Genomic DNA, 18,767 nt, shown 5'->3' on the forward strand with positions numbered 1-18,767 from the left:
AAACTATGCCAAGAATCGTAAAATCAGGATTGATACAAATGAGTCTTCCAATGACTGAAGGAGAAGGCAGTATACAAGAAATCATGCAAGCCATGTATGATAAGCATATCCCCTATATTGAAGATGCTGGAAAACAAGGGGTGCAAATTTTATGTCTTCAGGAGATATTTAACACCCCTTATTTCTGTCCGGGACAAGATAAGAAATGGTATGCTTCGGCAGAATCTGTTCCTGGTCCCACAACAGAAAAAATGCAAGTGTTCGCCAAAAAATATAACATGGTTATTATTGTTCCCATTTATGAAAAAAAGGAAGCCGGAATATTTTACAATACAGCAGCAGTAATTGATGCAGATGGAACCTATTTAGGGAAGTATAGAAAAAATCATATTCCGCATACGACAGGCTTTTGGGAAAAATTCTTTTTTAAACCCGGGAACTTGGGATATCCCGTTTTTGAAACAAAATATGCAAAAATTGGTGTTTACATTTGTTACGATAGACATTTTCCTGATGGCGCGAGAGTATTGGGCCTAAACGGTGCAGAAATCGTGTATAACCCTTCTGCAACGGTTGCTGGATTAAGTGAATACCTATGGAAATTAGAACAACCTGCTCACGCTGCAGCCAACGGGTATTTCATGGGATGTATTAACAGAGTTGGAGAAGAAAAGCCATGGAATCTTGGTAAGTTTTACGGCCAATCCTATTTTGTAGATCCGCGAGGTCAAATATTCGCAGAAGCGTCTCGTGATGATGATGAATTATTAGTCGCAGAATTTGATCTGGATTTGATTGATGAAGTACGTTCTACATGGCAATTTTATCGAGATAGACGACCTGAAACCTACGGTAAACTAACAGAGCTGTAAGAAGTAGCTTGTAATTGGTATATAGATTATGCATAATTATAAAAAATTAGAAATTTGGAATGAATCGGTCGATTTGGTTACTGACATTTATCTTTTAACTAAAGATATGCCTGATAGTGAAAAATTTGGTTTGATAAGTCAAATTAATAGATGTGCTGTTTCTATTCCATCAAATATAGCTGAAGGCGCTGGAAGATCATCAAAAAAAGAATTTTCATTATTTCTTAGCTATGCCATAGCTTCAAGTTTTGAACTAGAAACTCAATTAATAATTGCTAATAATTTGAAATATATATCTAATGATAAAAAAGAGAGTACCATTGAAGTTTTAAATATAATTCAGAGAAAAATTCATAGTTTGATTAAATCTCTAAAAGTATAATACCTGTTACCAGATACAATTTATCAGATACACCAAAAATATGGCAGAATATAAAAGACCAGAATCAGAGGCAGAATTCAAGAAAAATTTCAAGCAAAAGAAAGCCTTGATGAACGATACTGAAGCATTTTACGAAAGCTCCAGATGTTTGTTTTGTTATGATGCACCTTGTATACAAGCTTGTCCTACTCATATCGATATTCCGCTATTTATTAAGCAGATTCATACCGATAATGTCACAGGTTCTGCAAAAACCATTTTTGATGCCAATTGGTTAGGAAATGCGTGTGGAGTGGTCTGCCCTACCGGTGTTTTATGCGAAGGTGCTTGTGTATATAATCATCAAGATGTACCTCCTATTCAGATTGGGAGATTACAAAATTATGCAACCCATAAAATTATAAATTCTAATACAGGTATTTTTAAGGTTGGTGCTTCAACCGGTAGACGAATTGCTATTATAGGATCTGGTCCTGCAGGAATTGCTTGTGCCTGTGAATTAAGAACATTGGGATATGAAGTGGATATATTTGAAGCCAAAGATCAACCAACAGGTTTGGTGCTTCATGGTGTTGCACCATACAAGATTACCAATGAAGAGGTTTTAGAAGAGATTGAGTATTTACAGAAACAACTTGGATTCAACATAAAATATGATAGCCCTATTACTTCAAAAAAACAGTTGAAAGATCTAGAATCTAATTATGATGCCATTTTTCTAGGTGTTGGTTTAGGAAAAACAGCAACGCTTAATATGGAAGGTGAAGACAAAGAAAATGTGATTGGTGCCGTTGAATTTATTGAAGAACTGCGCTTGAAACACCACCAAATAAAAATACCTAATAAAGTGGTGGTTATAGGCGGAGGAAATACGGCAATGGATGCTGCCTCAGAATCTGCTAGAATGGGGGCTTCAAAAACTGTTTTGGCATATAGGAGATCAAAAGAAGATATGGGAGCCTATGGATTTGAGTATGATCTGGCAATAAGTGCTGGCGTAAAAAGCCTGTTTAATGCCGCTCCTATTGAAATTATGGGAAATGAAAAAGTTGAGGGCGTAAAATTTGTAAAGACTCAATCTGTTAATGACCAAATTGAGACTATAGAGGATAGTGAATTTATAATACAGTGCGATATGGTCATCAAAGCTACAGGACAAGCAAAACAAGGTAGCTTATATAAACTTATTGATAAGCTCGAAATAGATCAGAAAACAAGAATAAAAGTAAATGAGGTAACGTTTCAAACTTCAAATCCAAAATATTTTGCTGGTGGCGATGCCATAAATGGTGGGGCCGAAGTTGTACATGCTGCTTATGATGGAAAAATGGCTGCACAAGGAATGCACCAATGGTTAACTAAGTAATTAAGATATAAACGACATGATAGATTTATCAATAGATTTTGCAGGAATTAAAGCTCCAAATCCTTTTTGGTTAGCCTCTGCCCCACCCACTAATTCTGGGTATCAGATCATGAAAGCCTTTGAAGCAGGTTGGGGAGGCGCCGTATGGAAAACACTTGGTGTCCCGGTTGTAAATGTATCAAGTCGCTACGGTTCTGTAAATTATAGAAACACCCGGATGATGGGTTTTAATAATATAGAATTAATTACAGATCGACCATTGGCCGATAATCTTCGGGAAATTGAAGAGGTTAAAAAATACTTTCCTGATCATGCCGTGATTGCTTCATTAATGGTAGAAAGCCGAGCCGAGTGGAAACAAATTATAAAAGATGTTGAAAACGCCGGTTCCGATGGTATTGAGCTTAATTTTGGATGCCCGCACGGAATGTGTGAACGCGGAATGGGTTCGGCAGTTGGTCAGGAACCCGAAGTTTTAAAAACAATAGTAGAATGGGTTAAAGATGTTGCAAAAACACCCGTGATCACTAAACTTTCACCTAACATCTCTCATATCACAGATCCAGGATTAGCAGCAGTACGAGGGGGAACCGATTCTATTTCATTAATAAACACGGTAAAAAGTATCGTGGGTATCGATTTGGATACTTATGCTCCACTTCCTGAAGTTGATGGTAAAGGAACCAATGGTGGGTATTGCGGACCGGCGGTAAAACCAATCGCTATGCATATGGTTAAGGATTTAGCCCAACATCCCGAAATTGGTAAAGTACCTATTTCTGGTATTGGAGGGATTGAAACCTGGCGAGATGTCGTAGAGTTTATTCTACTTGGTGCAACATCAGTACAAGTATGTACGGCGGTAATGCATTATGGCTTTGGGATTGTGCGTGAAATGGAAGCTGGATTACGACAATTTATGGAAAAGAAAAATTATAAAACAATCTATGACTTTGCGGGTAAAGCATTACCAAACGTGACCGAATGGAAACATCTAAATCTAAAACATAAGGTCATAGCCGAAATTGATGCCAACAAATGTATTGGGTGTGAATTATGCTATATTTCTTGTGAGGATGGTGCACACCAGGCCATATCCTTATCTGGCGACCCTGGGAACAGAATACCCAACATTATAGAAGAGAATTGTGTAGGTTGTAATCTGTGTTCTTTGGTCTGTCCGGTTGAAGATTGTATTACTATGGTTAAAAGAGATGATGGGAGCCAACATCTTACCTGGGAGGAACGAACCCTTAACGATGATATCCCTGTTACATTTGATGATGACAGAGCTGGCGGTAAAGGTCATTTTGTTCCTAAACCAACAGATGCTTTAAAAGCCAAATCCCGTTCTTAATTTATTAAGAATCGCAAAGTTGATTCTTCATAAAGAAGTAAAAACAATATTAGAAAATGCAATTATTCAGCTTCCTAAAAAGTATAGGTCTGTTTATATTTTTAGGGAGATAAAAGAACTTTCTACTAAAGAAACTGCGGCATTATTATTCGGTATCTACCTTTAATGTAAAGATTAGATTATTTCGAGCTAAAGCAATGCTAAAACAAAAAATAAGTAAACATATAAAAAGGCATGAACTCTTTGAGTTTTATGCCCCGAAGTGTAATCGATTGACACAAAAAGTAATGAATATGATTTTTCAAAACGAGACTACTGGATAAATACAAAAACCACTCAAGAAATTGAGTGGTTTTTTTAACCCAACGGACCCCTTACCTTCCGTTACATTTTATTTTAATTATTCGGTTCTAAAGTTCCATACTTGGCCGATGGTAACGCCTTCTTGGTCATCTTTTACCACCACCCTCCAATAGTATACCGTATCCGGAGATATCGTAACTTCTAACTGTGAAGCCGTTATATTTTGTTCTACTAAAGAAGGAGTATTGCTTGTTCCAAAATAAACATCATACGACAGATCATCTCCATCGGTGTCACTAGCATCCCAATCTAAAGTGATATTGGTTCCTGAAATATGTTCTCCTAATGTTGGGCTTACCACAGATGGAGCAGTTGGGATGGTGTTTAACCCAGCCTCAGGCTCGGTAAAAAACGATTGGATCGTTGAATACGCACTCTCATTACCCTCACTATCCATGGACTTTACTCTCCAGAAATACGTCGTGCCTTTTTCCAGACTAAAAACATTGGTTGTCTGTGATGTATTTTGAGTAAATACTATCGTAGAAAAACTATCGCTCTCGGCAATCTCGATCGTGTAACTTACCGAATCCCCATCACTATCACTTGCAGCATCCCAATCAAATTCTAAATTGAAATTTGTACATGTTGCATTATTGATTGGGAATACTAATTTAGGAACACTTGGCGCTTCATTAGATACCGTTTGTTGAACACCGCTATCATCACTTCCTCCACAAGAAAACAGAAACAGTGAACTTAATAGAATGATATATAGATTTAGATACTTCATTGTTTTATGATTTTAAATGTTTTTGGGGTTGTTCCATGAATACGTACAAAATAAATACCTGCCGATAGACTCTGCATTGGCAACATAACTTTGCCGTTAGTAATGCTATATGCTTTGGAGGAAACTTTAGTGCCTAATGCATTATGAATTGTTACACCAATAGTATCTCCTGTATTTGGAACTGTTAAAACAACATCTCCTCGTGTTGGGTTTGGAGCGATGGTGATGCTATCCAACAAATCCACTTTAGTCGATAGTTTTCCTTCACAAGACAGGCTTGAGAATACGTTTAATACATCACCATGTTGTATCTCGACTGTAAAATCATTGTCGCTATACACTCCTACTACTTTATCATTAATCATAGCGGTATAGGGCGCTGTACCCGATACCATTTCTACATTCATAGTATTCGTATTTAAGGTAGTCTTACCCGCTACAACATCTGCTTCTTCTATAGTCAATTCAAAACATTGCTCACAATTTGTGATGCCATCGATAGCAATACAGAACTTATACGTGTCAGGAGCCAAATCCGGAACTACTAAGTTTGATGTAAAAGTGTAGGTCTGATTATTAATTGTAGCGATGTAGTTTAATTCCTCACCAGCATTGATAGTGATCGTTCCGTTATTTTTATCGGTACAAGTCTCACTTGAAGTCGCAATAGTAAAATTATTGGCTGGTAGATCATAGATAGGACATAATACGGTTACAATAGCCGTACATGTAGACTCATTACCTTCTAAATCGGCTACCGTTAATGTAACAATGTTCTCACCCAGATCTGTTGATATGAATTCGGTTTTATCTAAGGTTATCCTATCAATACCACATGTATCAGAAGAACCTCTATCAATATCGGCAGCAGTAATACTTACTGATCCATTAATACCTAAGGCTATTGTAATATCTTTACAAGCGACCACTGGTGCTGTAATATCTTCAATATTAACAACCACATCTACACTAGTTTGATTGCCCGAACCATCGGTCACGATATACTGAATGATATTTGCTCCAACATTAGAACAATCAAAATCAGTTTGACTTAAACTTAAAGTGGTTGATACGCAATTATCTGAAACTGTAATTGGAAAGTCTGATGGTACGAGAGTAATATTCCCTGTATCATCTAATTGTACATTGATCTCAAGTAATACTGGGGATAGTGTTGGTGACAAATCTCCTCGAACCCATACTCTATGTATCGTATTATTTTCAAAATTTGTTGGCACATCATCCATTGCCCAGCGATCCCCATCGCCTTTAATATTCCATTCAAAATCTCCATCATAATAAAAGGCATAGTCTGTAAAGGCTTCATCGCCAGAATCGGTTTCAAATTCATCTGCTTCCGCTGGAAGCTCGGCTGTATGATCTGATAGTGCAGTAAAATTAATCTCTATACGATCAAAATCCCCTAATCCTGTCTTTACGTAGTCCAGTGCAGATTCTAGTGTTGTAGTAAAACTAAGGATACGACTATGCGATGCCGATTCGCCATAGAAGCGCATTTCCTCAAAATCAATATCAGCTGCCAGCGTATTCCCAAAGTGTCCCCAATACTCAGTTCCAGATTCGTCATCCCCTAATGTAGTAGAACTTAATAATGGTAAGTCTGTATTTCTGACAACTAAATCTGGATTAGTACCTCCCTGATGTACATAGTTTAGTACTATTAACCATTTTTTACCATCGATATCACTATCAGTTTGTCCCTGGAAGGTATTCCCATTAAAAGTAAAGTAATACACCCCATTTGGTAATGTCTCTAATTCGGGTGCATTCAAACTGGTAAAAGGATTTTCTTGTGTCCCTGTTCCGTATATTCCATCATAGGTAATCTCAGGAGCAACGTTATCTTCAACGGTTACGGTAGCCGTACAAGTGGTTGTATTTCCACTGGTATCGGTAACGGTAAGTGTTACAGTATTGCTCCCTAAATTCGTGCAGTCAAAAGTATCAACATCTAAACTGTAAGTATCAATATCACAATTATCGCTACTACCATTATCTATTTGAGAGGCATCAATAGTTCCCTGACCTGTTTCATCTAATGAAACTGTAATATCCTGACATACCGCTACCGGGTCATCACTATCACTTACGGTAATGGTCTGTGTACAAGTATCTGAGTTTCCTTCCTGATCGGTTACGGTCCAGATGACTTCTCTCACTCCGCCTGAATAGCTGCCAGAGGCATCGTTAAAGTTAGTAACATTATTAGTTACCATGATATTCCCAAGATCCGGAGCTATAAGCCAAAAGGTATTCGAACTATTGAATGCAACGACAAATACATCTGTATCTTCTTGTAAAGTAAATATAAGCTCAGATCCATAAGTATCTACCCAGGTATTCCAGGTGGACTGATCAACTGTAAATGTGGCACTAAATCCATTCTGATTAAAACCAACTAAGTTGCAGTCAGAGAATACGGTAGAGCCATCGGGTCCTTCAAGTACAAAACATTCATCTGCATTATTAAACGCAGTTCTTGTTCTAACCTCTAGTTCTATGGTCACATCACTTGTTGATCGAACAGCATTGTACATGATGGTATGTACATCCAGTAGAAATTCTAAATCAGGTCCTAAAGAAGTTCTTTCTGTCATTGGCACCAGGCTTTGATCTACTGTTCCTGTAATGGTTGGCATAGGTATGGTAACATCTGCACTACAGGTACCTGTCTCATTATTAATTGTGATATCTATCGGGCAAGTAATCACCGGAGGCTCATAAGTCACTACGGTTACTTGCGCAAAACAACTATCCATATTTCCAAAGTCATCATCAACGATTAATTCTACGGTTCTCGTAGTACCGATATCGGCACTTGTAAACGTTGCGTCTCCAGTGTCTATAAGAAGACTTAAAGAATCACAATTATCAGAGGAGCCTCCATCGATATCGTCTGCTGTAATGTTTACTGTATTTCCGGCAGCATCTAATTGAATAGTAATATTCTGGCATACTGCATTGGGTATAGTAACATCTTCTACCTCAACAATTGTCATGCAAGAATCTTGCAATCCGTAATCATTAGTTACAGTAACCATTACCATATTGTCATAAAGATTGGTGCAATCAAAGGAAGATTGATCAATTTCAATATGTAAGCTCCCACCGCAGGGATCGTAACTTCCTCCATCAAGATCCGTTGCAGAAATAGTGGCATTGCCGGATGCATCGAGTTCAATAGTGATACTATCACAGACAACTATAGGTGCAGCTGGTGCTACAGTTACTATTGCATCACAACTTGCACGGTTTCCATTAGTATCTTCTATGGTTAGGGTAACGTTATTGTCACCAATGTTGGAGCAATCAAATTGGGTGATAGATAACTCCATATCTGCTATCCCGCAATTATCTGTAGAGCCATTATCTATATCTGCAGTGGTTATAGTTGCTTGCCCGGAAGCATCCAACTGTATAGAAATACTTTTACATACCGGAGTAGGTAAAATATCATCAAGATTAGGGTCTGGGCATTGTCCTAGAATGATATTTGATGTAAATAATATGGTGGCCAAGGCCACCCAGCTAAGTAGTTTTCCTTTCATAGTATAAGGGGTTAAAGTTTTGTTTCCAATTCGGTTGATGCAATAGTATAACCGTTGTCAAAAGAATCAAAAAATACAGCGTTACAAAACGTTACATATGGAGTTACACAAGTGTATACACCAACACCATACAACTTTGTTACACCCTTATTTTGTTGATGTTTGGCAGGAAAAGAGTTAGAAATTAAGAAGGTTTACATATGTTACATACGCATTACCAAATCTCATTATTATTTATAAAATGATATCTGGAATATGTAAAAAAAACATAATTGACACTCAAATTTTAAGCATTAGACGCTCAATATCTTCTTCGTTAGACATATCGATCTTTTTACGAATACGATTTTTGGCTACGCGAATAGCTCCATCGGAAGTATTACGATAAGTTGCAATTTCTTTGGTATTCATTTTTAATCGAATCAAACCACAAATCTCTTGTTCGGTTTTAGACAGATTAGGGTATCGTTCTAAGAGTCTTTTGTTAAATTCAGTATTGAGTAAATCAATATGTTCTTGCTGAAAAGAAAGTTTTTCTTCTACCTGTATTTGTGCACGAATTTCTTGTGAAAGTTTTTTTAATGAATTCCCAATGTTGGTGTTATCTAGTCTTTGAATACCTTTAAGTTGCTCTAGCACCTGTTTTTTGTATTGCAATCGCATAGCATTATCTGTAACCAGGGTAGTAATATCATCCTCTTTGTATTGTAATTGTTCTCCCGCAGTAGTCAAATCCTCAGAAAGCTGAACAATTTGTTGGGTATACGACTTATAGGTTCTAAACAGTACGACTACCTGCATAACAACAAAAGCTAAAAAACCATAATTCATCAAAAAAATACCGTCGATTAGTTGCTGTACCAGTAATAGATCATTAATCATAACCACAGCTTGTACTCCCATAGCAAATAAAACAAGTTTTGCCTGAAGCCGTTTTTTAAAGTTCGCTTTCACAACTGCAAAAACTGCATATACTATTCCAAATAAAGCGATAAATTGATATGGAACAAAAGCATAACTGGAAAGATATAGAGGAGTAATCAAAATAAATACAGCAAATAGCATTGAAATCCTTAAATACCATTTTACTATAATTTCAGATAATTCCTGCGGAAATAATTTGTAGAAATACAGCCCGGCAATCCCCATTCCAAAATAGAAAGGTATGAATCGAAGCCAATGTATAATCCAAAAAGGTGTCTCGGGAAACAAACTCATTAGTACTGATTCTCCCACCGCAATTTGCCGTAACACTCCACAGATTACAAATACTCCAAAATAGAGAAACACTTTTCTATTACTCTCCTCGATATAATAGAATAAAATCGAAAAAAGACCAACTACTAATACAATTGCTGCACTTAAAGATTCTATTAACAGTTGCTGCTCTCGAGAAGCTCTAAGAACTTCTCTATTTCCGATAACAACACCATTTAGCAACCCTCCACCTGCGCGATATTCGTAACTAGAAACTGGTATTACAAGATCTATTTCTGCAGCATTCGGTATATCAACTAGTATAGATCTAAGTTCTGCGGTTGCTTCCTTTTTATGAGTACCAACTTTACCTAACCGCCCTACATTTTGTCCATTTACCCATACTTCCAAAGCGGTATGTACTCTAGGCACCTTTAAGGAAAGTGGATTTTGTTGCTTACCTAATTTTAATTTCAGTCTATAGGTTGCATATCCTTGTGCCTTATAATTCCTTCCTGTAAAATAATCCCCAATCCACCCTCCGGGTACACTTATTATTTTTGGATTCTGGATATTTTGTAAAGAAAATCCATCTTCATTAAAAGGAAGCTGCTTCCAGTAGAAATGCCAGTCCCCTTCTAAATTAATTTTTTCAGCGGTATTGAAATCAATCTCAGAAAGGTCTATTAGCCCATCTTTAACTTCGTAGGTCTTGGCAAGATTATTACATGATGAACATATAATTATACTTATAAAAGTTAAAAGTAGAAGGCATTTGTTTTGAGTTAGAAGCACTAATTTCTTTTTTGTCACCTATACAAAGGTAATGGATAATCATAAAAAAACCACCCAATTACTTGAGTGGTTTTTGCGTTTATCACAAATTGTTACAAAAAAATCGTAAATCTATTTTTTAATTTTTCACTACCATTTTCTTGGTGTCTATTCTTCGACTTCCTATATATAGGGTATAGAAATATGTACCGTTTGCCAAACCATCACTATTTACATTTAGGTCACTATCGCCTGTTTCTTTTAAGGAAACGGTAGAAAACACTTTTCCTAACATATCACTAAATACAATTGAAGCACTAGTAATCCCTTCGGGTAAATAATATTTAATTGTTGAAGTACCATTGAATGGATTTGGAATGTTTTGATATAATATCGGAACATTCGATTTATTTATAGGGATCTGACTCACAATATTTTGCTCTAATGCTTCTAAACGACTCAATAAATCATCTATTTGTACTTGTTGCGCCTCATTTTCTTGTTGTAGCGGATCTAATATTGAAGAAAGATCTACAGTAACACCATTACCATTTTCAATTTCTATAGTAAGTTCAGTACCACTTAAACTCGCCAATGTTAAATCCTGGGTGTCTGTGTTTACATATGCCGAAAGATCAACAGTTTGAGTGGCAACACCATCGCTTTCTAATGACAGCTCAAGATTATTCCCATTTAATTGAAATACATCTATAGTTTGGTCATCGGTATTATCTAGATATTTTGCAAGATCTACCGTTGTGGCATCATTGGCAAGACTAAGTGTATTATCGGTAAGTTCTAAATCCTGTGCATCGGTATCGGTGATCCATGCTGTACCATTCCAGAGATATAACTTATTTTCTTCGTTATCATATACCATCATTCCGTTTTCTCCTGTTCCTAAACTTGCAGCAAAAGTTGTACGTTGATCTGTATTGAGTCTATTGATCAAAAGACCTTTACTGGTAGAACTCATATGTACTGAGGCATTTGAGTTTGGCCCCCATGTACCAACACCTACAGTACCGCTTGAGCGAAGAGTAAGTGTATTTTTAGGAGTATTGGGTTGAATTCTAAAAGGAAGCTTACTGCCATTTGTTACATCTCTAACAAAAAAATTGGCTTCGTTTGCGGCTACATCCCATGATTGAACTCCAAAACCTCCATTCTGTGCCAAACGTATAGTAGGAGTATCATTATCAAAAATATTAAGCTCTATACTTCCTGGGTTATCGGTTCCTATACCAATATTTCCGTCACTAGAAATACGAAACGCATTATTAGGAGCACCGGCATCTACTCTAAAAGGTTTTGTACCCCCCGTAGCATCATCTATTGAAAAATAATTACCGCCACCATTTGTTTGATCATTAAACGTAAAACGCCAGTCATTATTTGGGAAAGATGCCGATGCCGAAGTATCATCAAAATACATTCTAAGGTTATTCTCTGACATCACAAAAGTATCTGACCCAAAATTATAGCCGTTTTGAGCATCAAGTCCAACTTGCATAGAACCTTGTACAATAACATCGGTAGTAAAAAGCTGTGCAAATGTTGAAGTATAAAAAAGTATAAAAAATAGTGCTGATAGTAATTTTCTTACCATATCTAGAGTTTTAAATTTTAAAAACGCGAAATTAACCCTTAACTTTTCTTAAAGAAAATTTAATCTGTTAAATGTCGTTGCTTGATATTTAGAATTATAACTACAAAAATACCCCTTGCTTATACATTATGATATGCGTAGCCCTACGTATTTATGAAAGTAAAAAACCACTCAATTTCTTGAGTGGCTTTCTTAACCCAACGGATCCCTTACCTTCCGTTATATTCTTATTTTTATTTATTGTTTTACAATTTTAAATGCTTCTTTTTCATTAATCATCATCAAATAGATTCCTTGTTGTAATTCTTCCATAGGGACTACAACCTGACCTGCAGTGATCGTATATTCTTTAGAAGAAAGCTGAGCTCCAAGGGCATTATACAGAGACACCTGTATACGATCTCCCCCAACATTTGGAATAAAAAGTGTAACATCTCCCTGGGTTGGGTTGGGTGCAATGCTTAGCCTATCGATTAAATTTACTTTGGTTGATAATTTTCCTTCGCAATCTACACTTGATGCAATCTCTACCTCATCACCATGTTGTACATCTATCGTAAAAATGTTGGTGGTAAACTCTCCTACCACTTTATTATTAATTCGAGCTATATAGGGTGAAGTACCCGCATTTAAGGCAACGCTAAGTTTTGTACTTCCTGCCTCTGTAATTAGTTCTGTTTTTCCGACTAAGCTCTCAGCATCTTCAATAACCATTTCATAACACTGCTCACAATCGGTAGCACTTTCTACCTGAATACAAAACGGATAGGTTCCTGATGGCAAATCACCTACTTCTAAAGAAGATGTAAAACTATACTGGATACCATTAATCGTAGTACTATAGTTTAATTCTGTGATTACATTGATATTGATTTTTCCATTATTCTGATCAACACAAGTTTCGCTAGCCGTTATAATTGTAAAATTATCATCTGGCAAGCTTAAAAGAGGACAGTTATTAATGACATCAACTGTTCTGGTCACTTCAACAGCAGCATTACCTGCGGTATCGGTAGCGTTATAACGAATGGTATAACTTCCTATAGCATCTACAAAATCTGAACTATCGATTATAACATTGGTCACTCCATCATCAACAGTTGCTCCCAATTCGGTATAACCCGAACCTAATTCAATAACTTGAGGGTTAGCACCAAGTAAAGTAATTACAGGCGCTACGCAATCTTCGCTAAAACTGGCGATATCATCTTTTTCCCAACTACTTAAATACGCTGCGGTAGGATCATCTACTTGAATACATGTAAGATTATCGTTATATAGTACAAAGAAATCGGTGATTAGATTATTGTTCCCGTTTCTAACATCTAAAGATTCTAATAAATTCTGGTGAGCAGCAAGTTCTTCTAATTGTACACATGCTGTTAGGTCTAATGTTGTTAATAGGTTTTTGCCTGTACTAAGCTTTTTTAAATTAGGATTATTGTCCACTAATAAACTTATTAAGCCATTTGACCGCAAATACACTTCTTCTAATGCTGTATATCCTGTTAAATCTAAGGAAGTAAGATCATTTTCTGCTGCATTTAAAATTTTCAAGTTGGTGTTACCGCTTAAGTCTAATGTAGTCAAATCGTTATAATCACAGTTTAATGATTCTAGTGCCGCAAAGTCTTCTATCCCTGTAAGATCAGCTATATTTTGACTTTCAATATTTAATGTAGTAACAATTTCTATTTTTGATGTTGCTACTTGATCATCATTTGCAATACCGTTCCCCATACTTGTAGCATCTCCAACAACAACTACATTTCCATCGGCATCGTGAGTTTCCAAATAATTTTCAAAATTATCATCAGGCACATAAGTCAAGTCACAATAAATTGCAAAATTCGCCGTAGCATCTTTTTCCCAAATATCTGGAAACAAAGGAATTACTTTATCAGCTTGAATACATGTTACATCAGGATTTCCTTGTGCATCAAACCAAGTGAAATTATCGTTATTTCCATTGGCTACGTTTAAAGACGTTAATTGATTATTTGCTATACGCAATTGTATGATACTTGGTGATGCTGATATATCTAATTCCGTAAAGTTATTATCATTTAAATTTAATACTCTTAATATTGGATTATTAGAGATATCCACTGAATTAATACCCGTATTGTTTAAACTTAATGTAGTTAAAACTGAAAGATTAGAAATATCAACATTACCTAATCTCACATTATCTCCAATATATAATTTATCCATTAGGATATTATTACTTAAATCTACACTTGTTAAATCATTATTCTGTAAAGAAAGTGTTGTCAACTTGGTATTCTTACTTAAATCAACACTGGTAATGTTAGGGTTGTTACGAATCACAAAGTACCATGCATCTCTAAAATCTTCGATACCAGTTAAGTCAGATGCTGTTTTGTTTTGGAAGACGATTCCTTCCGAAACTTCAACTAATGCGGTATATACATAATCATCAATTACTCCGTTACCATACCCTGCATTTTCCAGAAATTCTTCAAAAACATCATCCGGTACGTATGTTAATCTACAAAACTCTGCATAATTAGCAGTAGCATCCTTTAACCAACCCGCTAACACAGGAGCAGATGTATCATCTACCTCAATACAAGTCAAATCTGGATTACCAGTAACATTTACATCATCAAGATCATTATTATTTCCACTTTTTAAATTCAAACCTGTAAGTTGTGCGTTTTTACAGGATAGGTCATCGAGAGTGCTTTGATTAGATAAATCCAAAGAAGAAAGTGGTGTAACATCACAAGCTAATCTACTTAGATTCGTATTGTTACTTAAATCGATGGTTGCAATACTGGTATTACTAAACGATAAATAAAACAGATCCGTAAGGTGAGTTACATCTAAACTTGTTAATGGGTTTAAACCACATTCTAGATTAACCAACAAAGGATTGTTTTCAATATTTAATGAAGTGATATTCGTGTTTTCACAGTATAACGACACTAGATTCGTCTGAGTGCTTACATCAATAGACCCTAATCTACTATTAGTAACTGTTAAACTTGTTAAATCATTATTACTTACGTCTATATTGGTTAAATCATTATCTGCTACATTCAAAAACTCCAACGCAGCATTGGTAGATATATCTATACTTGTAAGGTTGTTACCTTCAGCTTCTATATTTTCTAAAACAATTAACCCTGTTAAATCAATACTTGTGAGTCCCATATTGGTAACCGTTATATTTTCTAGTAACGTATTATTTTTCAGGTCTAAAGTTGTATTAGTTACTGTATTATCATCTATCCACAAACGAATCAGGCTTACAAAATCTTCAATTCCTGTAAAATCCTGAATCCCTTCATTTCTTGGAGTTAAGAGTTGTATGTTCTCGATTTTTCCTGTTGGTACTAAATTGTCATCAATAATTCCATTTCCTAAACTATTGGCACTTCCTAAAGCAACTGTTCCCCCAAATTCGTTATGTGTTTCTAAATAGGCTTCAAAATTAGCATCTGGAATATTTGTAAATCTGCAATACTCAGCAAAACTAGCGGTTACATCTTTTACCCAAGTACTTAAGTACCCAGCGGTTGGATCGTCTACTTCGATACACATTAAATTAGGGCAATCGTCCACTTCAAACTCTGTAAAACTACTGTTGTTTCCATTTCTTGCGTTTAGCTCGACTAATTCATCTATTTTTCTTGCCTTGAATTCTAACAAATTACTATTCTTACTAATATCTATTGAAGCAATATTTGTCTCATCTAAATTTAATTCTTCTAAGTTTGTTAAGTGACTCACATCAAAAGATGAAAATGGGTTTCTACTTAAGTTTAAGCGCTCTAACAATGTATTATTTTCAATATTCAAGGTTGTAAATTGATTCAAAGATGCAATGATTCTAGTAAGGTAGACATTAGCACTTAGATCGATACTACTTAATGTAGTTTCATGAATTTGTAAATCTTCTAGCAAAATATTGTTGCTTACATCTAATCCTGTTAAATCGTTTGAAGAAATTATTAATTCTTTTAGCGCCGTATTTGTGGAAATATCAATCGTTGTAAAATTATTACGAGGTATATCTAATCTTTCCAAAGCTGTTAATCCGGTAACATTGATAGTGGTTAATCCCATATCTCCCCCATCTATTCTTTTTAAGTTTGTGTTACTGGTCAAGTCTAAACTTGTATTGATCACATTATTAAAACAAAAGAATGTTTCTAAGGCAGTAAAATCCTCGATACCTGTAAAATCTGTTATCCCCTGGAATGCCACAAATAGATTTAAGACGTTTTCAATATTGACTGTTTTAACATAATTATCATTTGCAATTCCATTACCCATACTCATTGCATCTCCTACTGCAACATTATTCCCGTCTGCATCATGCGTTTCTAAGTAATTTTCGAAATTATCATCGGGTACATACGTCCAATTACAGTCATCGCTATAACTAGCCGTAACATCTTTTTCCCAGCTACTACTACTCAAATAGCTAGCTGTAGGATCATCTACCTGAATACAAACAAGGTTCGGATTTCCAGTAGCATATACTTCCATACCACTATTATTAGTCCCGTTTTTAAAATTTAAAGAAGTTAATTCTCCATTTTGACATTCTACGTATTCAATATCAGGGCTATTACTAAAATCTAATACAGCTATTGAAGTGTTATTGGTATATACTTCTACAAGTTTTGTGTTATTTGTTACATCTAAAGAAGTGAGCAACGTATTATTATCCAACCCTATGTCTTCAAGATTACCATTATTAGAAACATCCAACGAAGTAAGCGTTGGTGTATCTTCGATAAATAAATCGGTAAGATTAGTAAGGGTACTAACATCAATTGTAGTAAATTGATTTTTACCACAATTTAAGTTTTCTAAGAGTGTATTGTTAGTAACATCTAAGCTAGATAAAGAGTTATCTTTACAAAACAATCTTGTTAAGCTCGTATTTGTAGTTATATCTAGTGTTGTTAATGAGTTTTCTCTTATTCTAAAATCGACAAGTGCTGTGTTTGCACTTATATCAACACTACTGAAATTATTTTTATCTAAATTTAATGTTTTTAATGCTGTATTAGAGCTTAAATCTATAGCCGTTAAATTATTTTCTCTAGCTCTTACTATTTCCAGAGAAGTTAATCCTGAAATATTAATACTGTTAAGTCCCATCTCTAAACAATTGATTTCAATTAGATTACTATTTGCTGTTACATCTAAACTTGAAACCGTATTTCTGTATACAAATAGTGTTTCTAGACTTTCAAAACCCTCTAAACCTGTAAAATCTGTAATCCCCTGATCAGAAATATTTAAATAGGTTATATTTTGAATTTGCTCAGTCCCTACATAATCATCATTGGCAATACCATTACCCAAACTGGTAGGGTCACCAACAGGAACTACTGCCCCAATTGAATTATGTGTTTCAAGATATGCTTCAAAATTATCATCGGGCACTTGTGTTTGCCTACAAAATGTATTGTAAACGGTTTGTACATCTTTATTATCAAAATTAGCAGTTGCATAAGTAGTATCATCTACTGAAACACATGTAAGACCTGGATTATTACGAATATCAAAATCACTAGTATTAAAATTCGTATTATTTCCATTTCTCATATTAAGATATGTCAAAGAATTGTAGGCACAAGACAAATCCTCTAGAACCGTGTTTTTTGAAACATCTAAACTGGTAATTTGGTTATCTTCTATAAATAGTTCAATTAACTTTACATTCTTGCTTACATCCAAGCTTGTAAGCGAGTTCTCATAGGCTTGTAATTCTAGTAATTCCAAGTTTTGAGAAACATCCAAAACGGTAAGCTGATTATCAACACAATCCAAATCTTCTAATAACAAATTTTGTGTTACATCTAAACTTCCTAAAGGATTACTATAACACCATAGTTTTTTTAATGCAATATTATTTGTAACATCAAGGTTATTAAGCTGGTTATTACTACATCCTAAAGTTTCCAACATTGTATTCTGGGAAACATTTAAGTTTGTAATTTGGTTTCGTATACAACTTACAAAAGTTAATAATGTATTTTGTGATAAATCTAAACTTGTAAGATTATTTCTTCCTATAGCTATGGTTTGTAATGCTACATTCTGTGAAAGATCAATACTAGATAATGAATTATTAAAACAGTTGAACGTTTGTAATGCTACAAAATCTTCAATACCCGTGGCATCACTGATAGTTAATCCCGAAATATCCAATTCTACAACACTCGCTATTCTTGAGGTAGTTACAAAATTATCATTGATGACACCATTACCCATACTAGTAAGAGCACCAACAGAAACCACACCTCCACTTGCATCATGCGTTTCTAGATAGTTTTCAAAATTATCATCCGGCACATAGGTTTCCTGGGCAAATATTGCGTAATTTAAAAACAGTAAAAAAACGAAAGGTAATTTTCTTGTCATATTTCGGGGTTTATTATAAATCGGTGCAATGATAGTATAAATATCTGATTTTAAGACAATTTTAACAGTGGCAAAAAGTGGCAACCCTCTGTTTTAAAGGCAAATTACGTAGGGTTACGTATAACAAATACTTA

At 35.2% G+C, this 18,767-nt stretch carries 10 protein-coding genes; 5 read left to right on the forward strand and 5 right to left on the reverse strand.

Going from position 1 to position 18,767, the window contains the following annotated elements; genetic code table 11:
- The first annotated feature begins 5 nt into the window (after positions 1-5).
- The 5 genes from ABW637_RS01180 to ABW637_RS01200 are packed head-to-tail and all read left to right on the forward strand — an operon-like array spanning position 6 to position 4,143.
- A complete protein-coding gene (locus ABW637_RS01180; RefSeq protein WP_367582793.1) occupies positions 6-872 on the forward strand; it encodes a nitrilase-related carbon-nitrogen hydrolase in 867 nt (288 codons plus the stop codon).
- A gap of 28 nt (positions 873-900) precedes the next feature.
- The gene (locus tag ABW637_RS01185) at positions 901-1,254 is read left to right on the forward strand and encodes a four helix bundle protein (RefSeq protein ID WP_367582794.1); all 354 of its coding nucleotides are present in this window, start codon (positions 901-903) and stop codon (positions 1,252-1,254) included.
- A 40-nt stretch (positions 1,255-1,294) separates the two neighbouring features.
- Positions 1,295-2,620: an NAD(P)-dependent oxidoreductase gene (locus tag ABW637_RS01190; protein ID WP_367582795.1), complete on the forward strand. Its 1,326-nt coding sequence runs from the start codon at positions 1,295-1,297 to the stop codon at positions 2,618-2,620.
- Positions 2,621-2,636: 16 nt separating this feature from the next.
- Entirely contained in the window at positions 2,637-3,977 is a 1,341-nt protein-coding gene (gene preA, locus ABW637_RS01195) for an NAD-dependent dihydropyrimidine dehydrogenase subunit PreA (protein WP_367582796.1), read from the forward strand.
- A gap of 19 nt (positions 3,978-3,996) precedes the next feature.
- A complete protein-coding gene (locus ABW637_RS01200; RefSeq protein ID WP_367582797.1) occupies positions 3,997-4,143 on the forward strand; it encodes a sigma factor-like helix-turn-helix DNA-binding protein in 147 nt (48 codons plus the stop codon).
- A 234-nt stretch (positions 4,144-4,377) separates the two neighbouring features.
- Here ABW637_RS01200 and ABW637_RS01205 read toward each other — a convergent pair whose 3' ends face one another.
- The 5 genes from ABW637_RS01205 to ABW637_RS01225 all read right to left on the reverse strand — a co-directional run bounded on the left by ABW637_RS01205 (position 4,378) and on the right by ABW637_RS01225 (position 18,633).
- Positions 4,378-5,073, reverse strand: coding sequence for a fibronectin type III domain-containing protein (locus ABW637_RS01205; RefSeq protein ID WP_367582798.1), 696 nt, complete (start codon positions 5,071-5,073; stop codon positions 4,378-4,380).
- A complete protein-coding gene (locus tag ABW637_RS01210; RefSeq protein WP_367582799.1) occupies positions 5,070-8,642 on the reverse strand; it encodes a T9SS type A sorting domain-containing protein in 3,573 nt (1,190 codons plus the stop codon). The genes ABW637_RS01205 and ABW637_RS01210 overlap by 4 nt, the downstream gene beginning before the upstream one ends.
- A 279-nt stretch (positions 8,643-8,921) precedes the next feature.
- A complete protein-coding gene (locus tag ABW637_RS01215) occupies positions 8,922-10,652 on the reverse strand; it encodes a 7TM diverse intracellular signaling domain-containing protein (protein ID WP_367582800.1) in 1,731 nt (576 codons plus the stop codon).
- A 100-nt stretch (positions 10,653-10,752) separates the two neighbouring features.
- Positions 10,753-12,222: a T9SS type A sorting domain-containing protein gene (locus tag ABW637_RS01220; protein WP_367582801.1), complete on the reverse strand. Its 1,470-nt coding sequence runs from the start codon at positions 12,220-12,222 to the stop codon at positions 10,753-10,755.
- 237 nt (positions 12,223-12,459) lie between these two features.
- Positions 12,460-18,633 carry an immunoglobulin-like domain-containing protein gene (locus tag ABW637_RS01225; RefSeq protein WP_367582802.1) on the reverse strand — a complete coding sequence of 2,058 codons (6,174 nt, stop codon included), beginning with the start codon at positions 18,631-18,633 and terminating at the stop codon, positions 12,460-12,462.
- Positions 18,634-18,767: the final 134 nt, after the last annotated feature.

The organism is Aquimarina penaris, assembly GCF_040786285.1.
Taxonomy (GTDB): domain Bacteria; phylum Bacteroidota; class Bacteroidia; order Flavobacteriales; family Flavobacteriaceae; genus Aquimarina.